This window comes from Mangrovibrevibacter kandeliae (genome assembly GCF_024519155.1).
GTDB lineage: Bacteria > Pseudomonadota > Alphaproteobacteria > Rhizobiales > Rhizobiaceae > Mangrovibrevibacter > Mangrovibrevibacter kandeliae.
Genome location: NZ_JANIFJ010000004.1, coordinates 347,350 through 361,630 on the forward strand (window position 1 = coordinate 347,350; position 14,281 = coordinate 361,630).

16 protein-coding genes are annotated in these 14,281 nt (G+C 70.4%); 11 read left to right on the forward strand and 5 right to left on the reverse strand.

The window, feature by feature from the left end:
- The first annotated feature begins 367 nt into the window (after positions 1 to 367).
- The 3 genes from urtE (at position 368) to NPA30_RS13450 (ending at position 2,262) form a co-directional block, all read left to right on the forward strand.
- Complete coding sequence (gene urtE / locus NPA30_RS13440; RefSeq protein WP_256803205.1) at positions 368 to 1,063, forward strand: urea ABC transporter ATP-binding subunit UrtE; 696 nt, start codon at positions 368 to 370, stop codon at positions 1,061 to 1,063.
- Positions 1,064 to 1,145: 82 nt separating this feature from the next.
- Positions 1,146 to 1,937, forward strand: coding sequence for an urease accessory protein UreD (locus tag NPA30_RS13445; RefSeq protein ID WP_256803206.1), 792 nt, complete (start codon positions 1,146 to 1,148; stop codon positions 1,935 to 1,937).
- Between the two features lie 22 nt (positions 1,938 to 1,959).
- On the forward strand, positions 1,960 to 2,262 hold the full coding sequence (locus NPA30_RS13450) for an urease subunit gamma (RefSeq protein WP_256803207.1): 303 nt from the start codon (positions 1,960 to 1,962) through the stop codon (positions 2,260 to 2,262).
- Positions 2,263 to 2,295: 33 nt separating this feature from the next.
- Here NPA30_RS13450 and NPA30_RS13455 read toward each other — a convergent pair whose 3' ends face one another.
- Positions 2,296 to 2,496 carry a hypothetical protein gene (locus NPA30_RS13455; RefSeq protein WP_256803208.1) on the reverse strand — a complete coding sequence of 67 codons (201 nt, stop codon included), beginning with the start codon at positions 2,494 to 2,496 and terminating at the stop codon, positions 2,296 to 2,298.
- A gap of 345 nt (positions 2,497 to 2,841) precedes the next feature.
- Here NPA30_RS13455 and NPA30_RS13460 point away from each other — a divergent pair, with 345 nt between their 5' ends.
- Both NPA30_RS13460 and NPA30_RS13465 read left to right on the forward strand, forming a co-directional pair.
- A complete protein-coding gene (locus NPA30_RS13460; protein WP_256803209.1) occupies positions 2,842 to 3,414 on the forward strand; it encodes a HupE/UreJ family protein in 573 nt (190 codons plus the stop codon).
- Between the two features lie 66 nt (positions 3,415 to 3,480).
- Positions 3,481 to 3,786, forward strand: a complete 306-nt coding sequence (locus tag NPA30_RS13465; protein ID WP_256803211.1) for an urease subunit beta — start codon at positions 3,481 to 3,483, stop codon at positions 3,784 to 3,786.
- Positions 3,787 to 3,864: 78 nt separating this feature from the next.
- Here NPA30_RS13465 and NPA30_RS13470 read toward each other — a convergent pair whose 3' ends face one another.
- The gene (locus NPA30_RS13470; RefSeq protein ID WP_256803212.1) at positions 3,865 to 4,500 is read right to left on the reverse strand and encodes a hypothetical protein; all 636 of its coding nucleotides are present in this window, start codon (positions 4,498 to 4,500) and stop codon (positions 3,865 to 3,867) included.
- 113 nt (positions 4,501 to 4,613) lie between these two features.
- Complete coding sequence (locus NPA30_RS13475) at positions 4,614 to 5,051, reverse strand: hypothetical protein (protein ID WP_256803213.1); 438 nt, start codon at positions 5,049 to 5,051, stop codon at positions 4,614 to 4,616.
- Between the two features lie 174 nt (positions 5,052 to 5,225).
- On the opposite strand from NPA30_RS13475, the gene ureC reads away from it, so the two are divergent.
- The 6 genes from ureC to NPA30_RS13505 all read left to right on the forward strand — a co-directional run bounded on the left by ureC (position 5,226) and on the right by NPA30_RS13505 (position 10,496).
- Positions 5,226 to 6,938: an urease subunit alpha gene (gene ureC / locus NPA30_RS13480; RefSeq protein ID WP_256803214.1), complete on the forward strand. Its 1,713-nt coding sequence runs from the start codon at positions 5,226 to 5,228 to the stop codon at positions 6,936 to 6,938.
- A gap of 96 nt (positions 6,939 to 7,034) precedes the next feature.
- A complete protein-coding gene (locus NPA30_RS13485; RefSeq protein WP_256803215.1) occupies positions 7,035 to 7,511 on the forward strand; it encodes an urease accessory protein UreE in 477 nt (158 codons plus the stop codon).
- Between the two features lie 66 nt (positions 7,512 to 7,577).
- Positions 7,578 to 7,853: a YrhK family protein gene (locus tag NPA30_RS13490; protein WP_256803216.1), complete on the forward strand. Its 276-nt coding sequence runs from the start codon at positions 7,578 to 7,580 to the stop codon at positions 7,851 to 7,853.
- Positions 7,850 to 8,515, forward strand: coding sequence for an urease accessory protein UreF (locus tag NPA30_RS13495; RefSeq protein ID WP_256803217.1), 666 nt, complete (start codon positions 7,850 to 7,852; stop codon positions 8,513 to 8,515). The genes NPA30_RS13490 and NPA30_RS13495 overlap by 4 nt, the downstream gene beginning before the upstream one ends.
- Entirely contained in the window at positions 8,512 to 9,162 is a 651-nt protein-coding gene (ureG, locus tag NPA30_RS13500) for an urease accessory protein UreG (RefSeq protein ID WP_256803218.1), read from the forward strand. The genes NPA30_RS13495 and ureG overlap by 4 nt, the downstream gene beginning before the upstream one ends.
- On the forward strand, positions 9,162 to 10,496 hold the full coding sequence (locus tag NPA30_RS13505; RefSeq protein ID WP_256803219.1) for an 8-oxoguanine deaminase: 1,335 nt from the start codon (positions 9,162 to 9,164) through the stop codon (positions 10,494 to 10,496). Before ureG ends, NPA30_RS13505 begins: the two co-directional genes overlap by 1 nt.
- A gap of 2 nt (positions 10,497 to 10,498) precedes the next feature.
- Here NPA30_RS13505 and NPA30_RS13510 read toward each other — a convergent pair whose 3' ends face one another.
- Positions 10,499 to 11,281, reverse strand: a complete 783-nt coding sequence (locus NPA30_RS13510; protein ID WP_256803220.1) for a class I SAM-dependent methyltransferase — start codon at positions 11,279 to 11,281, stop codon at positions 10,499 to 10,501.
- A gap of 328 nt (positions 11,282 to 11,609) precedes the next feature.
- Positions 11,610 to 14,177, reverse strand: a complete 2,568-nt coding sequence (locus tag NPA30_RS13515) for a glucose/quinate/shikimate family membrane-bound PQQ-dependent dehydrogenase (protein WP_256803221.1) — start codon at positions 14,175 to 14,177, stop codon at positions 11,610 to 11,612.
- Positions 14,178 to 14,281: the final 104 nt, after the last annotated feature.

Consider the following 14,281-nt stretch of genomic DNA (forward strand, 5'->3'; position numbering starts at 1 on the left):
TGCGCAGGGCGCGCAGCGGGCTTTCCCCGCATCCCCTGCCGGGACTTCTCCCCGGTGGGGAGAAGAACGCGCTGAAGGCTGACCCGCTTGCTCGCCGAGGTCGCGGCCTGGAGTGGCAGGTGGCTGCATGCGGCCCGGCCGGATCGAGCGCTGTTCCTCTCCCCGGCGGGGAGAGGGTGGTCGCGCAGCGACCGGCGGAGGGGTGCGGGCGCGACAGGTGGAGAACCGCGCGCCGGGCATCTGCGACCGACACCGGCAGACCGCGGGTCTTGCCCTCCCCAGTCTGGACTTCCCTCCGATGGGGAGAGGAACGCGGTGGGGGCGGGCCTGCACATCTCGCGACCATGGCCCGGCCGGAGTGTCCGACATGCTGAGCGTCTCGAAGGTCGATCTCTACTACGGTGCGGCGCAGGCGCTGCGCGGCGTCTCGCTGGAGGCCAAGCGCGGCGAGATCACCTGCGTCCTTGGCCGCAACGGCGTCGGCAAGACGAGCCTGCTGCGCGCCGTGGTCGGCCAGCAGCCGGTGCGCGCGGGCAGCGTTTCGCTGGACGGCTACGACCTCGGGCGCGAGGCACCCTACACCCGGGCGCGGCGCGGCATCGGCTTCGTGCCGCAGGGCCGCGAGATCTTCCCGCTCCTGACCGTCAAGGAGAACCTCCAGACCGGCTATGCGCCGCTCGGTCCGGCCCAGCGCTCGATCCCCGAGCACGTCTTCGAGCTCTTCCCGGTGCTGAAGGACATGCTCGGCCGGCGCGGCGGCGACCTCTCCGGGGGCCAGCAGCAGCAGCTGGCGATCGGGCGCGCGCTCGTCACCCGGCCGCAGCTCCTCGTCCTCGACGAGCCGACCGAGGGCATCCAGCCGTCGATCATCAAGGACATCGGCCGGGCGATCCGCTTCCTCAAGGAGCAGTCGGGCCTCGCCATCCTCCTCGTCGAGCAGTATCTCGACTTCTGCCGCGAGCTCGCCGACCGGGTCTACGTCATGGACCGCGGCGAGATCGTCCACGCGGGTGTCGCTGAGGATCTCGACGACCCGCAGGTGCGCCGGCACCTGATGGTGTGAGGCCGTCGCCGGTCGGCGCGACGGTTCGCGCGGCGCACGGTGCGGGGAGGGGCTGCTGGGCATCGAGGTGAGGGACGAGACCGTGACGCTGCAGCGTGCGCGTGGCACGGCGCGCGCGGTCGTGCATGCGCCGGAGGGCGCATCGACGCGGCTGAAGCGGCTGCACCAGGCGGGCTGCCTGAAGCTGCGCTTTCCGCGCCTGCCGCAGGCCGAGGCGGTGCTGATCAACACCTCGGGCGGCCTGACCGGCGGCGACCGGATCGAGCAGCATTACGAGGTCGGGGCCGCCGCAGGCCTCACCGTCACGACGCAGGCCTGCGAGCGGATCTACCGGGCATCGGCGGGAACGGCTGAGGTGGCAACGACCGTTGCGGTCGGCGAGGAGGCCGAGCTCGCCTGGCTGCCGCAGGAGACCATCCTCTTCGACGGTGGGCGGCTGCGGCGCCGGCTCGAGCTCGACTGCGCCGCGTCCAGCCGGTTCCTCGTCGTCGAGAGCGTCATCCTCGGCCGGCAGGCGATGGGCGAGAGCCTGCGCTCGGGCCTCCTGCACGAACGCTGGCGCATCCGCCGAGACGGTCGCCTCGTCTTTGCCGAAGACCTGCGGCTCGGTGGTGACCTGGAGCGGCTGACGGTCGCTGCGGCGGGGCTGGGCGGCGCGACGGCCTTTGCGACGGTGCTGCTGCAGGCCGAGGCTCTTGAGCCGGCTCTGGAGGCGGCACGGCGGATCATCGGCGAGGCGGGCGGGGCGAGCAGGTTCGACGGGCTTCTCGTCTGCCGGCTGGTCGCCGAGAGCGGCCAGGCCCTGCGGCGACGGCTGGTGCCGCTGCTCCACGCCCTCTCGACACGGCCGCTGCCCCGGCTATGGTCGTTCTGACGCCGGATCGGAGAGCCTGAGCATGAACCTGACGCCGCGGGAAAAGGACAAGCTTCTGATCGCGATGGCCGCGGAGGTCGCGCGCAAACGGCTGTCCCGCGGCGTGAAGCTGAACCATCCGGAGGCGATCGCGCTGATCACCGACTACGTGGTCGAGGGCGCACGGGACGGGCGTTCGGTCGCCGACCTGATGGAAGCCGGCGCGCACGTCGTCGGCCGCGAGCAGGTGATGGAGGGAATTGCCGAGATGATTCCTGACGTCCAGGTGGAAGCGACGTTTCCCGATGGCACCAAGCTCGTGACGGTGCACGAGCCGATTCGCTGACGGCGCTCGCGCCGCGGCGTGCCTGCCGGCGCCCTACCGACTCAGCGAGGAGACGGCGAGCGCGGGCTCGGCGTGCCCGGCCGCCTGCACGAAACGATAGCCGCCCTCGACATGCGAATAGTAGGCAGCACCGGCCATGCCATCCATCACGACGCTGCGCATCAGCGTCGGCTCCCGCGGCCCGGCACCACCGGCACAAAGGGTCGCCGCCGCAACGAGACACAGCCTGATCATTTCCCGCTCCATCCTGTCGTCGGTCTTCGGCTTCGACCGTGCGGCCGAAGCTCGATCAGCCATCCGGCGCCGCATTGGCCTGCAGCGCTTCCGAGAGACGGTCTAGCGGCGGCACGTTGCCATCGGATTGCACCGCGCCGCGCTTCATTTCGCCGTGGTTTCCTCTTCTTTTCGATGACGCGGGGCATTCGCCGATTTCGCGAGTGCGAGAAAGGCTTTGACAGGGGTCGGCTCGGCTTCCATCATCGCCAAGGTCGGAAGGCTCCCATTCCATCGCAGGAGCCACTTCCGAGCGAGACGCGACCCAACCCGGGGCGTCCGTCGACCGAACTTCAAGGGACCCACATGCTCAAGCGCCTTTCCATCGCCGCCGCCGCCCTCGTCGCGGCCACACCGGCCTTCGCCCACCTCAACCCGGCGGAGCACGGCTCGCTGCTCGCCGGCGTCTCGCACCCGCTGACGGGCGCCGACCACCTTCTGGTGATGGTCGCCGTCGGCCTGTGGGCCTCGACGATTGGCGGAGCGGCCCGCTGGGTCGTTCCGTCAGCCTTTGTCGCCACCATGAGCGGCGGATTCGCGCTGGCGCTTGCGGGCATGTCGTTGCCGTTCGTCGAGCCGACGATCCTCGCCTCGATCGTGGCGCTCGGTCTCCTGGTCGCCCTCGCGGTGAGGCTGCCCGCCGCGCCCGCCGCCGCAGTCGTCGCGCTGTTCGCCCTGTTCCATGGCTATGCCCACGGCAGCGAACTCGGCGAAGCCGGCGCGCTCGACTTCGGCATCGGCTTTGCGCTGACGACCGCCGGCCTGCACGGGATCGGCCTTCTCGTCGGCGATGCGGTCGCGCGCAGCGGCCGCCCGCTGCTGGTCCGCATGCTGGGCGCAGCGTCCGCCGTCGCCGGACTCGTGCTGATGGCCGGCTGAGGCCGTCGACTTCGGAAACCCGGCCGGCTGGGACGCCGGCCGGCTCGCAACGAGGAGACGTCGCAGATGATCCCGGGTGAAGTCATGACCGCCGAGGGCGACATCATCCTCAACGAAGGCTGCGAGACCTTGACCCTCACGGTCGCCAATCGCGGCGACCGACCCGTGCAGGTTGGCTCGCACTACCACTTCGCAGAGACGAACCCTGCCCTCGCGTTCGACCGGGAGCGGGCGAGGGGCATGCGACTCGACATCGCCGCCGGGACGGCCGTCCGCTTCGAGCCGGGCCAAAGCCGTGACGTGACGCTGGTGCCGCTGCGGGGCGGGCGTCAGGTCTATGGCTTCAATGCAGCGGTGATGGGCGCGCTATAACGCGGCGCCCCGCGTTCGCAGACGCGCCGACTCCCTCAAGGCGGGCGCGAGCCGACGGCTCCACATCGACGTCGGACGTCAGTCGCCGTTCGGCTTCGGGGTCGCGGTCGGCGTGCTCTCGAGCGCGCCGCGGATGTCGTTGAGGTCCACCGCAACGCGCGGCCGGCTGATCCGATAGGAACCGGCACCCGCGGTGCCGCTGGCCGCCTCGGTGCCTTCGACACTGGCGCTGCCGCCGAGGTTCGAGTTGGCGCCGCTGCCGCCGGTGGCCGTTGCGGCGCCCGCGTTGCCGCCGCGCGCGATCGAGTCGGCGTTGATGGAGTTGATGTCCGTCGCGCCCTCGGTCGCCTGGTACTGCGTGCTGCCGGAGTTCGACGCCGACCCGCTGGACACGGTTCCCGTCGACGTCGCGCCGGAGCTGTCGACGCCGCGGATGCTCGGGTTCGACGACGACATGCCGGATCCGCTCATGCCGCTTGCGGTCCCCGTCGACGAGCCGGTGCCGATGCTGCCGGTCGTGGCGCTGCCGCCCGGGTTGCGAAGGGTCGTGTTCGATGAGCTGACGCCGCTGCCCATCCCGGAACTGCCGCCTGACAGGCTGGAGCCGCCGGTCGAAGAGCCGCCGGAGGAGCCGCCGATGCCGCTGCTCTGCGCGTTCGCCGTGCTGGAAAGGCCGCACAGGAGTGCTGCCGCGATCGCTATCCTCGTACGCATACCGTCCTCCTCTCGGGTCCGCGGGCATTCCGCAAGCGGTGCAGCGTTGGAATCACCGCTCCGACAACAACCGGCGCGACACTGTCATGTTCCGACGCGGCGCGCCCATGCCGCTATCGGCCGCGCTTGGACGGCTTGCGGGGAACGATGACCGCGCGGTGCGAGCGCTGGCTGCCGGGACGGGTGATCGCGCTCCCGCCGATCGCACTCGGGCCGGACCTCGCATAAGCGCCGGCACTCGCATCGTCGAGCCGCGAACGACCCTGGCTCGCGCGCAGCGCATCCCTGTCGGACTGACTGCGGAACACAGGAATCTCCGGCGTCAGGTAGCTGTCGTCGTAGTCGCGGCCATAGGCGCGCTCCTCGACCGTGTCGCCGAAGACACGCGCCCCCTTGATCCGCGGCTGCGTGCGCGGCGTGTACGGCCCGATGCGCTTGCCGGCCATGCTGCTGCCGACGACGGTGCCCGGGGGGCCGGGATCGAAGGCCTGCGCCAGAGCCGGCTCGGCGATGAGCAGCGCGGCGCCGGCGCTCAACAGCAGTCGCATCATCGTCCTGCCTTCCCGTTCTCGTGGTTGGTGCCTCGGATATAGGGCGGGCGGGCGCTGGTTGCCGGCCCGTTCGGCGTCGCGGGTGTTGTGCAGCGCATCGAAGCCATTGCCTTTCTGCCACCGGCCGGGCCACTCTCGACCGTCGCCACCTGCCTTGCGAGGACCGCGCCCCTCATGCCCGCCACGATCTCCCGCGCCGCCTATGCCGCGATGTTCGGCCCGACCACAGGCGACAAGGTGCGGCTCGCCGACACCGAACTCTTCATCGAGGTGGAGAGGGACCTCACGACCTATGGCGAGGAGGTGAAGTTCGGCGGCGGCAAGGTGATCCGCGACGGCATGGGCCAGAGCCAGGCGAGCCGCGCGGAAGGCGCGGTCGACACGGTCATCACCAATGCCTTGATCCTCGACCACACCGGGATCTACAAGGCCGATGTCGGCCTCAAGGACGGGCGGATCGCGGCGATCGGCAAGGCCGGCAACCCGGATACCCAGCCGGGCGTGACGATCATCGTCGGCCCCGGCACCGAGGCGATCGCCGGCGAGGGGAAGATCCTCACCGCCGGCGGTTTCGACAGCCACATCCACTTCATCTGCCCGCAGCAGGTGGAGGAGGCGCTCTATTCGGGCGTGACGACCATGCTTGGCGGCGGCACCGGCCCGGCCCACGGCACGCTCGCCACCACCTGCACGCCCGGCCCCTGGCATCTGGCGCGGATGATCCAGGCGGCGGACGCGCTGCCGATGAACATCGGCTTCTCCGGCAAGGGCAACGCCTCGCTGCCCGCCGCGCTGGTCGAGATGGTGAAGGCGGGCGCCTGCGCCCTGAAGCTGCACGAGGACTGGGGCACGACGCCGGCGGCGATCGACTGCTGCCTGACCGTCGCCGACGACCACGACGTGCAGGTGATGATCCACACCGACACGCTCAACGAGTCGGGCTTCGTCGAGCACACCGTCGACGCCTTCAAGGGGCGCACGATCCACGCCTTCCACACCGAGGGTGCCGGCGGCGGTCATGCGCCGGACATCATCAAGGTCTGCGGCCTGCCGAACGTCCTGCCGTCCTCCACCAACCCGACCCGGCCCTACACCGTCAACACGCTCGAGGAGCACCTCGACATGCTGATGGTCTGCCACCATCTCGACGCGTCGATTCCCGAGGACATCGCCTTCGCCGAAAGCCGCATCCGGAAGGAGACGATCGCGGCCGAGGACATCCTGCACGACATGGGCGCGTTCTCGATCATCGCCTCGGACAGCCAGGCGATGGGCCGCGTCGGCGAGGTGGTGATCCGCACCTGGCAGACGGCCGACAAGATGAAGCGCCAGCGCGGGCGCCTCTCCGAGGAGACCGGCGACAACGACAATCTGCGCGCCCGGCGCTACGTCGCCAAATACACGATCAATCCGGCCATCGCGCAGGGCATGAGCCGGGAGATCGGCTCGATCGAGGTCGGCAAGCGCGCCGATCTGGTGCTTTGGGATCCGGCCTTCTTCGGCGTCAAGCCGATGATGGTGCTGCTGGGCGGCATGATCGTCGCCGCGCCGATGGGCGACCCGAACGCCTCGATCCCGACGCCGCAGCCGGTGCACTACCGGCCGATGTTCGGCGCCTATGGCAAGGCGGTCGGCGCCACGGGCGTCACCTTCGTCTCGGGCGCGGCGATGGCGGACGGTCTGCGCGGCCGGCTCGGCTGCGACAAGACCTTCCTCGCCGTCGAGAACACCCGCGGCGGCATCTCCAAGGCGTCGATGATCCACAACGCGGCCACGCCGCATGTCGAGGTGGACCCGGAGACCTACGAGGTGCGGGCCGATGGCGAGCTCCTCACCTGTGAGCCCGCCGACGTCCTGCCGATGGCACAGCGCTACTTCCTGTTCTAGTTAGCCGGACCGATGCGTGCGCTTGCGGCGGGACGTGCCGGAGGCCGATATGGATCACCGGCGGCCCGTCGCGGGCGCGATCGAGGAGCGGTGTGGATGATCGTGGCGGAGAGCGTGCGTCGCAAGGGCGACTGGGATGGGGCAGCGGACACCATCACGCTGGACGAGCAGGCCCGCCACCGCCGCCGCATGGCGATGGTCTCCGATGGCGGCATCGCCTTCCTGCTCGACCTGCCGGAGGCGCTGCTCTTGCGCGAGGGCGACGGCATCCTCCTCGACGACGGGCGGATCGTCGAGGTGCGGGCGAAGCCCGAGCCGCTCTATGCCGTCAGCGGTCGCGACGCCGGCCATCTCCTGTCGCTCGCCTGGCATCTCGGCAACCGGCATCAGGCCGCGCAGGTGTCCGCCGACGGCCTGCTGATCCGCCAGGATCCCGTCATCCGCGACATGCTGCTCGGGCTCGGCGCCCGCGTGGAGGAGGTCGAGGCGGCCTTCGATCCGGAGGGCGGTGCCTACGCGCACTCCCACGATCAGGATGCGGCGCAGGCACACGGTGTCGCCCACGAGCATTGAGAGCGCGGCCGGCTGCGCCACATCGGCGGCATCCGATCAACCGCAAGGACAGCCGGTCCCAGACGCATGCAGATGTTCCAGCCCGACACCCGCAACAAGACCCACCGGAACCGTCGCCTCTATGCGCTCTACGAGGTCGCCTACACCGTCGTCGACTTCGCCGCGGCGCTCACCTTCCTCGTCGGCTCGATCTTCTTCTTCTACGACGAGCTGATGACCGCGGGCACCTGGCTCTTCGTCATCGGCTCGGTGCTGTTCGGGCTGAAGCCGACCCTCAGGGTGGCGCGCGAGCTGCACTACCTGTGGATCGGCGACTACGACGATCTCGCGAAGCGCTCGTGAGCCTGTCGCTCCTGCGTCTCCTGACCTTTCTCTCGCCGGCCTTCCCGGTCGGCGCCTTCGCCTACTCCAGCGGGCTGGAGACGGCGGTGCGCGACGGGCGGCTTGGTGACGCCGAGGCCGTGTGCGACTGGATCGGCACGCTGCTGCGGCACGGCAGCCTCTGGAACGACCTCGTCCTCTGTGCCGAGGCGCACAGGGCGGCCTTGGCCGGCGACGGGTCGCGGCTGGCGGAGGTCGCCGAACTTGCGACCGCCCTCGCCGGATCGGCCGAGCGCCGGCAGGAGGCGCTCGCGCTCGGCGCAGCCTTCGCCGAGGCGGCCCGCCCGTGGGAGGATCTTCAAGGCGTCGACGCCGCCACGGCGGTGCTGCCCTATTGCGTTGCGGTCGGCGCCGTAACCGGTCGCGTCGACATCCCTCTGCACGACGCGCTCGCGGCGTTCGCCCATGCCGGCGCGGCCAATCTCGTCGGCGCGGCGACGCGGCTCGTGCCGCTCGGTCAGAGCCGTGCGGTCGCAGTCCTCGCCCGGCTCGAGCCCGTCCTCCTCGACGTCGCCGCACGGGCGGCGCTCTCCGACCTTGACGACCTCGGCACGGCGGCGTTCTTTTCCGAGATCGCCGCGTTGCGGCACGAAGCGCTGTCGCCGAGGATCTTCCGCTCATGACGTCCAGAGCCTTGCCGAGTTCCAAGCACGGGCCCCTGCGCGTCGGCATCGGCGGTCCTGTCGGCTCCGGCAAGACGACCCTCGTGGAAAAGCTCTGCAAGGCGGCGCGCGAAGCCTGGTCGATCGGCGTCGTCACCAACGACATCTACACCCGCGAGGACGCCGAGGCGCTGGTGCGGCTGCAGGCGCTGTCCTCCGACCGCATCATCGGCGTCGAGACCGGCGGCTGCCCGCACACCGCGATCCGCGAGGACGCCTCGATCAACCTCCAGGCGATCCGCGAGCTGCGGTCGCGGCACGGCGATCTCGACCTGGTGCTTGTCGAATCCGGCGGCGACAACCTTGCCGCGACCTTCTCGCCCGATCTCGTCGATCTTTCGATCTACGTCATCTCGGTCTGCCAGGGCGAGGACATTCCCCGCAAGGGCGGCCCGGCGATCACCCGCTCCGACCTCCTGCTCGTGAACAAGACCGATCTCGCGCCCCATGTCGGCGTCGATCTCGACCGGATGCGCCAAGACGCGGCCAAAGGCCGGGGCGATCTGCCGGTGATCTTCACCGACTTGTCCCGCAGTCACGGACTGGACGGCGTGCTCGACTTCCTGGTGCGGCAGGGCGGTATGCCGGCGCTTGCCGCCGCAGCCTGATGCGGCTGTTCCTCAAGGACCCGCTGGCGATCCTCGCCGACGGCGCCGGCGGCGGCCTCGTGGTCGAGGACGGCCGGATCGCCGAGCTGGTCCCCGGCGGCGGCAGGCCCTCGGCGCCGGTCGACGCGACGTTCGACGCCTCCCGGCACGTCGTGCTGCCCGGGCTCGTCAACACCCATCACCACTTCTACCAGACGCTGACGCGCGCCCACCCGAGCGCGACCGACAAGGCATTGTTCCCCTGGCTCGTCGGCCTCTATCCCTACTGGGCGCGTCTTGATCCGGAGAGCTTCCGGCTGTCGGTCCGCCTGGCGCTGACCGAGCTCCTGCTCTCCGGCTGCACCACCGCGGCCGACCACCACTACCTCTTCTCCGCCGGGCTGGAGGACGCGATCGACATCGAGGCCGAGGAGGCGGCACAACTCGGCATCCGGGTGACGCTGACGCGCGGCTCGATGGACGTCTCGGTCAAGGACGGCGGCCTGCCGCCGGACAGCGTCGTGCAGGACGCCGACACGATTCTGGCCGACAGCGAGCGGCTTCTGTCGCGCCATCACGACCGCGCGGACGGCGCGATGCTGCAGATCGCGCTCGCCCCGTGCTCACCCTTCTCGTCGAGCCTTGCCGTCATGCGCGCGAGCGCCGAGCTCGCCGAGCGGCACGACTGCCGCCTGCACACCCATCTCGGGGAGACCGAGGACGAGAACCGGTACTGCCAGGAGCTCTTCGGCTGCCGGCCGCTCGATTATCTCGAAGAGGCCGGCTGGCTCGGGCCACGCACCTGGCTGGCGCACGGCATCCACTTCACGACCGATGAGTGCCGGCGGCTCGGCGCGCACAAGGTCGGCGTCTGCCACTGCCCGACCTCCAATGCGGTGCTCGCCTCCGGCTTCTGCCCCGTGAACGAGCTGCAGGCGGCGGGTGCGCCCGTCGGCCTCGGCGTCGACGGCTCGGCCTCGAACGACGCGTCGAACATGATGGAGGCGGTGCGTCATGCGCTGATGGTCGCGCGGCTGAACTACCGCGCACCCGAGGCGATGACTGCGCGCGACGCGCTCCGTCTGGCGACGGAAGGCTCCGCCGCCTGCCTCGGCCGCGCCGACATCGGCCGCATCGCCGCGGGACGGCAAGCCGATCTCGCCCTCTTCACGCTCGACGAGCTGCGCTTCTCGGGCGCGCACGATCCGATCGCCGCACTCGTTCTCTGCGGCGCGCACCGCGCCGACCGGGTGATGGTGAAGGGCGAGTGGCGCGTGATCGACGGCACGCCGGTCGGCGTCGACCTGCCGGCGCTGCGCGAAGCGCACGGACGGGCAGCGCGCCGCTTCGCCTGACGTCAGTCGAGCCTGTCGGCGCGGCAGCAGAGCGTCTCGTAGCGCAGCGTCACGAGATCCCCCGCAAGCTCCGGCGCGTGGGCCACCGCCATGCGGATCTCTTCGGCGACCTCGCTCTGCGTGTCGTCAGGCAGGGCCGCGATGAAGCTGATGGAGAGCGCGCGGTCGACGATCACGCTGCTCGGGGCGACCTGGCTGTGCACGAGACGGGTATCCGCGAGCGGGCCGAAGCCGTGCCCGGGAAACAGGGCGCGCCAGGCGTCGTCACGCCGCCGCGGCGCGTCGCCGGCGTGGCGTTCGACGATCGCTGCGATTGCCTGCGCCCAGGCCGGCGTGTCGTCCCGGATGTTCCAGACGAGACCGAGGCGGCCGCCCGGCTTCAGCACGCGCCGCATCTCGCCGAGCGCGGCGGGCGTCGCGAACCAGTGGAAGGCGGTCGCGCAGAGGATCGCATCCGCCGACGCCTCGGGAAGAGGGATCGCCTCGGCCGTTCCATCGAGCGCGGTGACGCCGGGGTGGCGCGACGATAGCTCCGACCGCATGGCGGCGACCGGTTCCACGGCGGTCACACTGGCGCCCGTTGCAAGCAGCCGCGGCAGGAACTTGCCCGTTCCGGCGCCGAGGTCGATCGCCACCGAGCCCGGTCCCAGCCCCATTGAATCGCGCAGCCAGGCCTCGACGGCGGCCGGGTAGTCCGGCCGCGCCTTCGCATAGGTGGCGGCACGGGCGGCGAAGCCGTCGCGCGCGGCGCTGTGGAGCGTGTTCGTCGGGTTTGCATCGCCCATGCAAAATCCTTGCGCCGATTGCACGTCCGCTGGGTGGACAAGCAATGCGACGTAGAGCGGGGCTTGGGAGCAGGTTGCCTCTTAAGCCCTGCCACGAGCCTCCATTCCCTTGCCGTAACCTTCTCGCCGAAGGGGAGAAGAAGCGGCTCGGACGTGCGGTTCATCTCCGTGATCGCCGCGATTCCAATCCAGCAACGAACTTCCTCTCCTTATCGGGAGAGGGCAGGGCAAGGGATGCCGCGAGCGTCCGGCAACTCGCGGTGCGAGCGCACCTCCGCAATGTGCCTTTGGGACAGCCGGAAGCACGGGACAGCCGTCGCTTGCCCCGTCACTGTGCCGGCGTCGCACCCTTCGGTAGTGCATAGGCGATGACGCTGTCGCCGGCCTTGGTGCCGAGCGAGCCGTGGCCACCGGCGACGACGAGGAGGTACTGGCGTCCATCCGCGCCCATGTAGGTCATCGGCGTCGCCTGCCCGCCGGCCGGCAACCGGTCCTCCCACAGCTGCTTACCGGTCGTCACGTCATAGGCGCGGACATAGTAGTCGATCGTGCCGGACAGGAAGGCGACGTTGCCGGCGGTCATGATCGGTCCGCCGAGGTTGGGCACGCCCATCGCGAAGGGCAGCGGGATCGGCGAGGCATCGCGCGTCGTGCCGTTCTGGTGCTTCCAGACGATCTCGCCGGTCGTCAGGTCCGCCCCGGCGACATAGCCCCAGGGTGGCGCCTGGCAGGGCAGGCCGAGCGGCGAGGTGAAAGCGGACAGCTTGACTGCAAAGGGCGCGCCGAAGTTCTCGTTCAGCGCCGGCAGCGAGCCCTGCGGTCGGTTGCCGCCCTGGACGTAAAGGTCGGTCGGGTTCTGCCGCGGCACCAGCTGCGAGCGGAAGGCGAGGTAGGTCGGCGTGGTGAAGGCGACCTGTCGCTTTGGATCGACGGCGATCGAACCCCAGTTGAAGACGCCGAAATTGCCCGGGTAGATCAGCGACCCCTGTTCGGTCGGCGGCGTGTAGCGCCCCTCGTAGCGCATCCGATGGAAGGCGATGCGGCAGTAGAGCTGGTCAAACGGGGTCGCGCCCCACATGTCGGCGCCGGTCAGCTTCGGCGGATCGTAGGAGAGCGCCGAAACCGGTTGCGTCGGCGCCGTGTGATCGCCCTGCGCCGCGCCCTGCGGGGCCGGCACCTCGTTGACCGGCAGGACCGGCTGGCCGTTGCGCCGGTCGAGCACGTAGAGCTCGCCCTGCTTGGTCGGCTGCACCAGCGCCGGCACCGTCTCGCCATTGACCGTGAGATCGATGAGGCTCGGCTGCGAGGGCACGTCGTAGTCCCACAGGTCGTGATGGACCGTCTGGAAGACCCAACGCACCGTGCCGGTCGCGACGTCGAGCGCGACGACGGACGACGAGTACCGCTCGACCGCGTCCGAGCGGTTGCCGCCCCACTGGTCCGGGGGCTGGTTGCCGAGCGGCACGTAGACGAGGCCGAGTTCGGGATCGAGGGCTGAGATCGACCAGGAGTTCGGCGAGTTCGGCACGTAGTGCTCGCCGGGCGGCAACGGCGCCGTCTGGTCCGGGTTGCCGGAGTCCCAGTTCCAGACGAGCGCGCCGGTGGAGATGTCGAAGGCGCGGATGACTCCGGAGGCCTCGTTGACCGACACGTTGTCGAGCACCGTACCGCCGACGATGACGAGATTGCCGGCGATCACCACCGGCGAGGTCGAGTAATACGAGCCGGGATTCACGTTCGGCATGTTCTGCCAGAGATTGATCTGGCCGTTCTCGCCGAAGTTCGAGCAGGCTTCGCCGCTGTCCGGGTCGAGCGCGATCAGCCGCCCGTCGGCGGTCGGCATGAACAGCTTGGCGTCGCAGGTGCCTTCCGGTCCGTTCGCGGCGACCTGCGGCTGGGCGGGATCGGCCATCGCGTCCCGGGGGGCGGGCGCGGCCTGAGCCGCAGTGGGGGCCTCCCCGGCAGGCGGGGTTGTCGGCGCGGCCGCGTCGGCCGGAGGCGCCGAGGTGGCGGTGGCGCCGGCATTGGCCGCACCCGGCGGCTGATAGGACAAGCCGCGGCAGGTGAGGTGCTGCAGCGCCAGCTCGCCCTGGATCTTCGGGTCGAAGCGCCAGATCTCCCTGCCGCTGACGGCGTCCAGGGCGATGACGTTCTGATGCGGCGTGCAGAGGAACAGGCGGTCGCCGATCTTCAGCGGTGTCACCTCGTAGGTCGTCTCCACCGGATCGCCCGGGCGGCCGCGCTCGTCGCCGGTCTCGTAGTGCCAGGCGACCTCGAGCTGACCCACATTGTCGGCCGTGATCTGCGCGAGCGGCGAGAAGCGCTGGCCATAGTCGGTGCGCCCGTAGGCATGCCAGTCGGCTGCCGGCACGCCCTGCGCGTCGTCCGGCACGTCGGCGCGCGCCTGCGGCAGCTCTCCCTCGACGCGGGTCGGGTCGCCGACGAGGGCGACGCCGGCAACGAGAAGCGCGACGAGGAGCGAAAAGGAGAGCGCGAGGCCGGAGCCGCGCGTCGCGCTCGGGTGCACCTTCACCCCGTCCAACGCGGCGTTGATATCCATCGCGCCGAGGCTGCGGGTGATGAAGGGGGTGATCAGCCAGACGCCGATGATGACGAGGAGATCGCCGCGCGGCGCGAGCCGCCACCAGTCGAAGCCCGACTCCCAGATGCTCCACACGAGGGTTCCGAGGATCAGGAGGGCGTAGACCGAAAGCGCTTCCGGCCGCCGGGCAATCAGCATCGCCGCCGTCAGGATCAGCACCGCGCCGGCGACGAGGTAGTACCAGGAACCGCCGAGGAGGATCAGCCAGAGACCGCCGGCCCCGAGGATCAGGCCTATGAAGCCCAGGACGGCGCCGGTGATCCACAGGGCCGGAAAATTGCGTGCCTCGGCCATGGTGCCCCCTCATTGCAACGCAGCGCAGACTTTGTGGCGGGAACTAGGCGCGGTCGCCGGGAGGTCAAAGGGGCTGTGCGTCCCCAAGCCGCCCGCTCCCGTCC

Excerpts from the sequence above, each read along its gene's own strand:
- urtE (WP_256803205.1), top strand. The coding sequence starts at position 368 with ATGCTGAGCGTCTCGAAGGTCGATCTCTACTACGGTGCGGCGCAGGCG.
- NPA30_RS13470 (WP_256803212.1), bottom strand. The coding sequence starts at position 4,500 with ATGCGTACGAGGATAGCGATCGCGGCAGCACTCCTGTGCGGCCTTTCC.
- NPA30_RS13475 (WP_256803213.1), bottom strand. The coding sequence starts at position 5,051 with ATGATGCGACTGCTGTTGAGCGCCGGCGCCGCGCTGCTCATCGCCGAG.
- NPA30_RS13505 (WP_256803219.1), top strand. The coding sequence starts at position 9,162 with ATGCGGCTGTTCCTCAAGGACCCGCTGGCGATCCTCGCCGACGGCGCC.
- ureC (WP_256803214.1), top strand. The coding sequence starts at position 5,226 with ATGCCCGCCACGATCTCCCGCGCCGCCTATGCCGCGATGTTCGGCCCG.
- NPA30_RS13455 (WP_256803208.1), bottom strand. The coding sequence starts at position 2,496 with ATGATCAGGCTGTGTCTCGTTGCGGCGGCGACCCTTTGTGCCGGTGGT.
- NPA30_RS13515 (WP_256803221.1), bottom strand. The coding sequence starts at position 14,177 with ATGGCCGAGGCACGCAATTTTCCGGCCCTGTGGATCACCGGCGCCGTC.
- ureG (WP_256803218.1), top strand. The coding sequence starts at position 8,512 with ATGACGTCCAGAGCCTTGCCGAGTTCCAAGCACGGGCCCCTGCGCGTC.
- NPA30_RS13465 (WP_256803211.1), top strand. The coding sequence starts at position 3,481 with ATGATCCCGGGTGAAGTCATGACCGCCGAGGGCGACATCATCCTCAAC.
- NPA30_RS13490 (WP_256803216.1), top strand. The coding sequence starts at position 7,578 with ATGCAGATGTTCCAGCCCGACACCCGCAACAAGACCCACCGGAACCGT.
- NPA30_RS13485 (WP_256803215.1), top strand. The coding sequence starts at position 7,035 with ATGATCGTGGCGGAGAGCGTGCGTCGCAAGGGCGACTGGGATGGGGCA.
- NPA30_RS13510 (WP_256803220.1), bottom strand. The coding sequence starts at position 11,281 with ATGGGCGATGCAAACCCGACGAACACGCTCCACAGCGCCGCGCGCGAC.
- NPA30_RS13450 (WP_256803207.1), top strand. The coding sequence starts at position 1,960 with ATGAACCTGACGCCGCGGGAAAAGGACAAGCTTCTGATCGCGATGGCC.
- NPA30_RS13460 (WP_256803209.1), top strand. The coding sequence starts at position 2,842 with ATGCTCAAGCGCCTTTCCATCGCCGCCGCCGCCCTCGTCGCGGCCACA.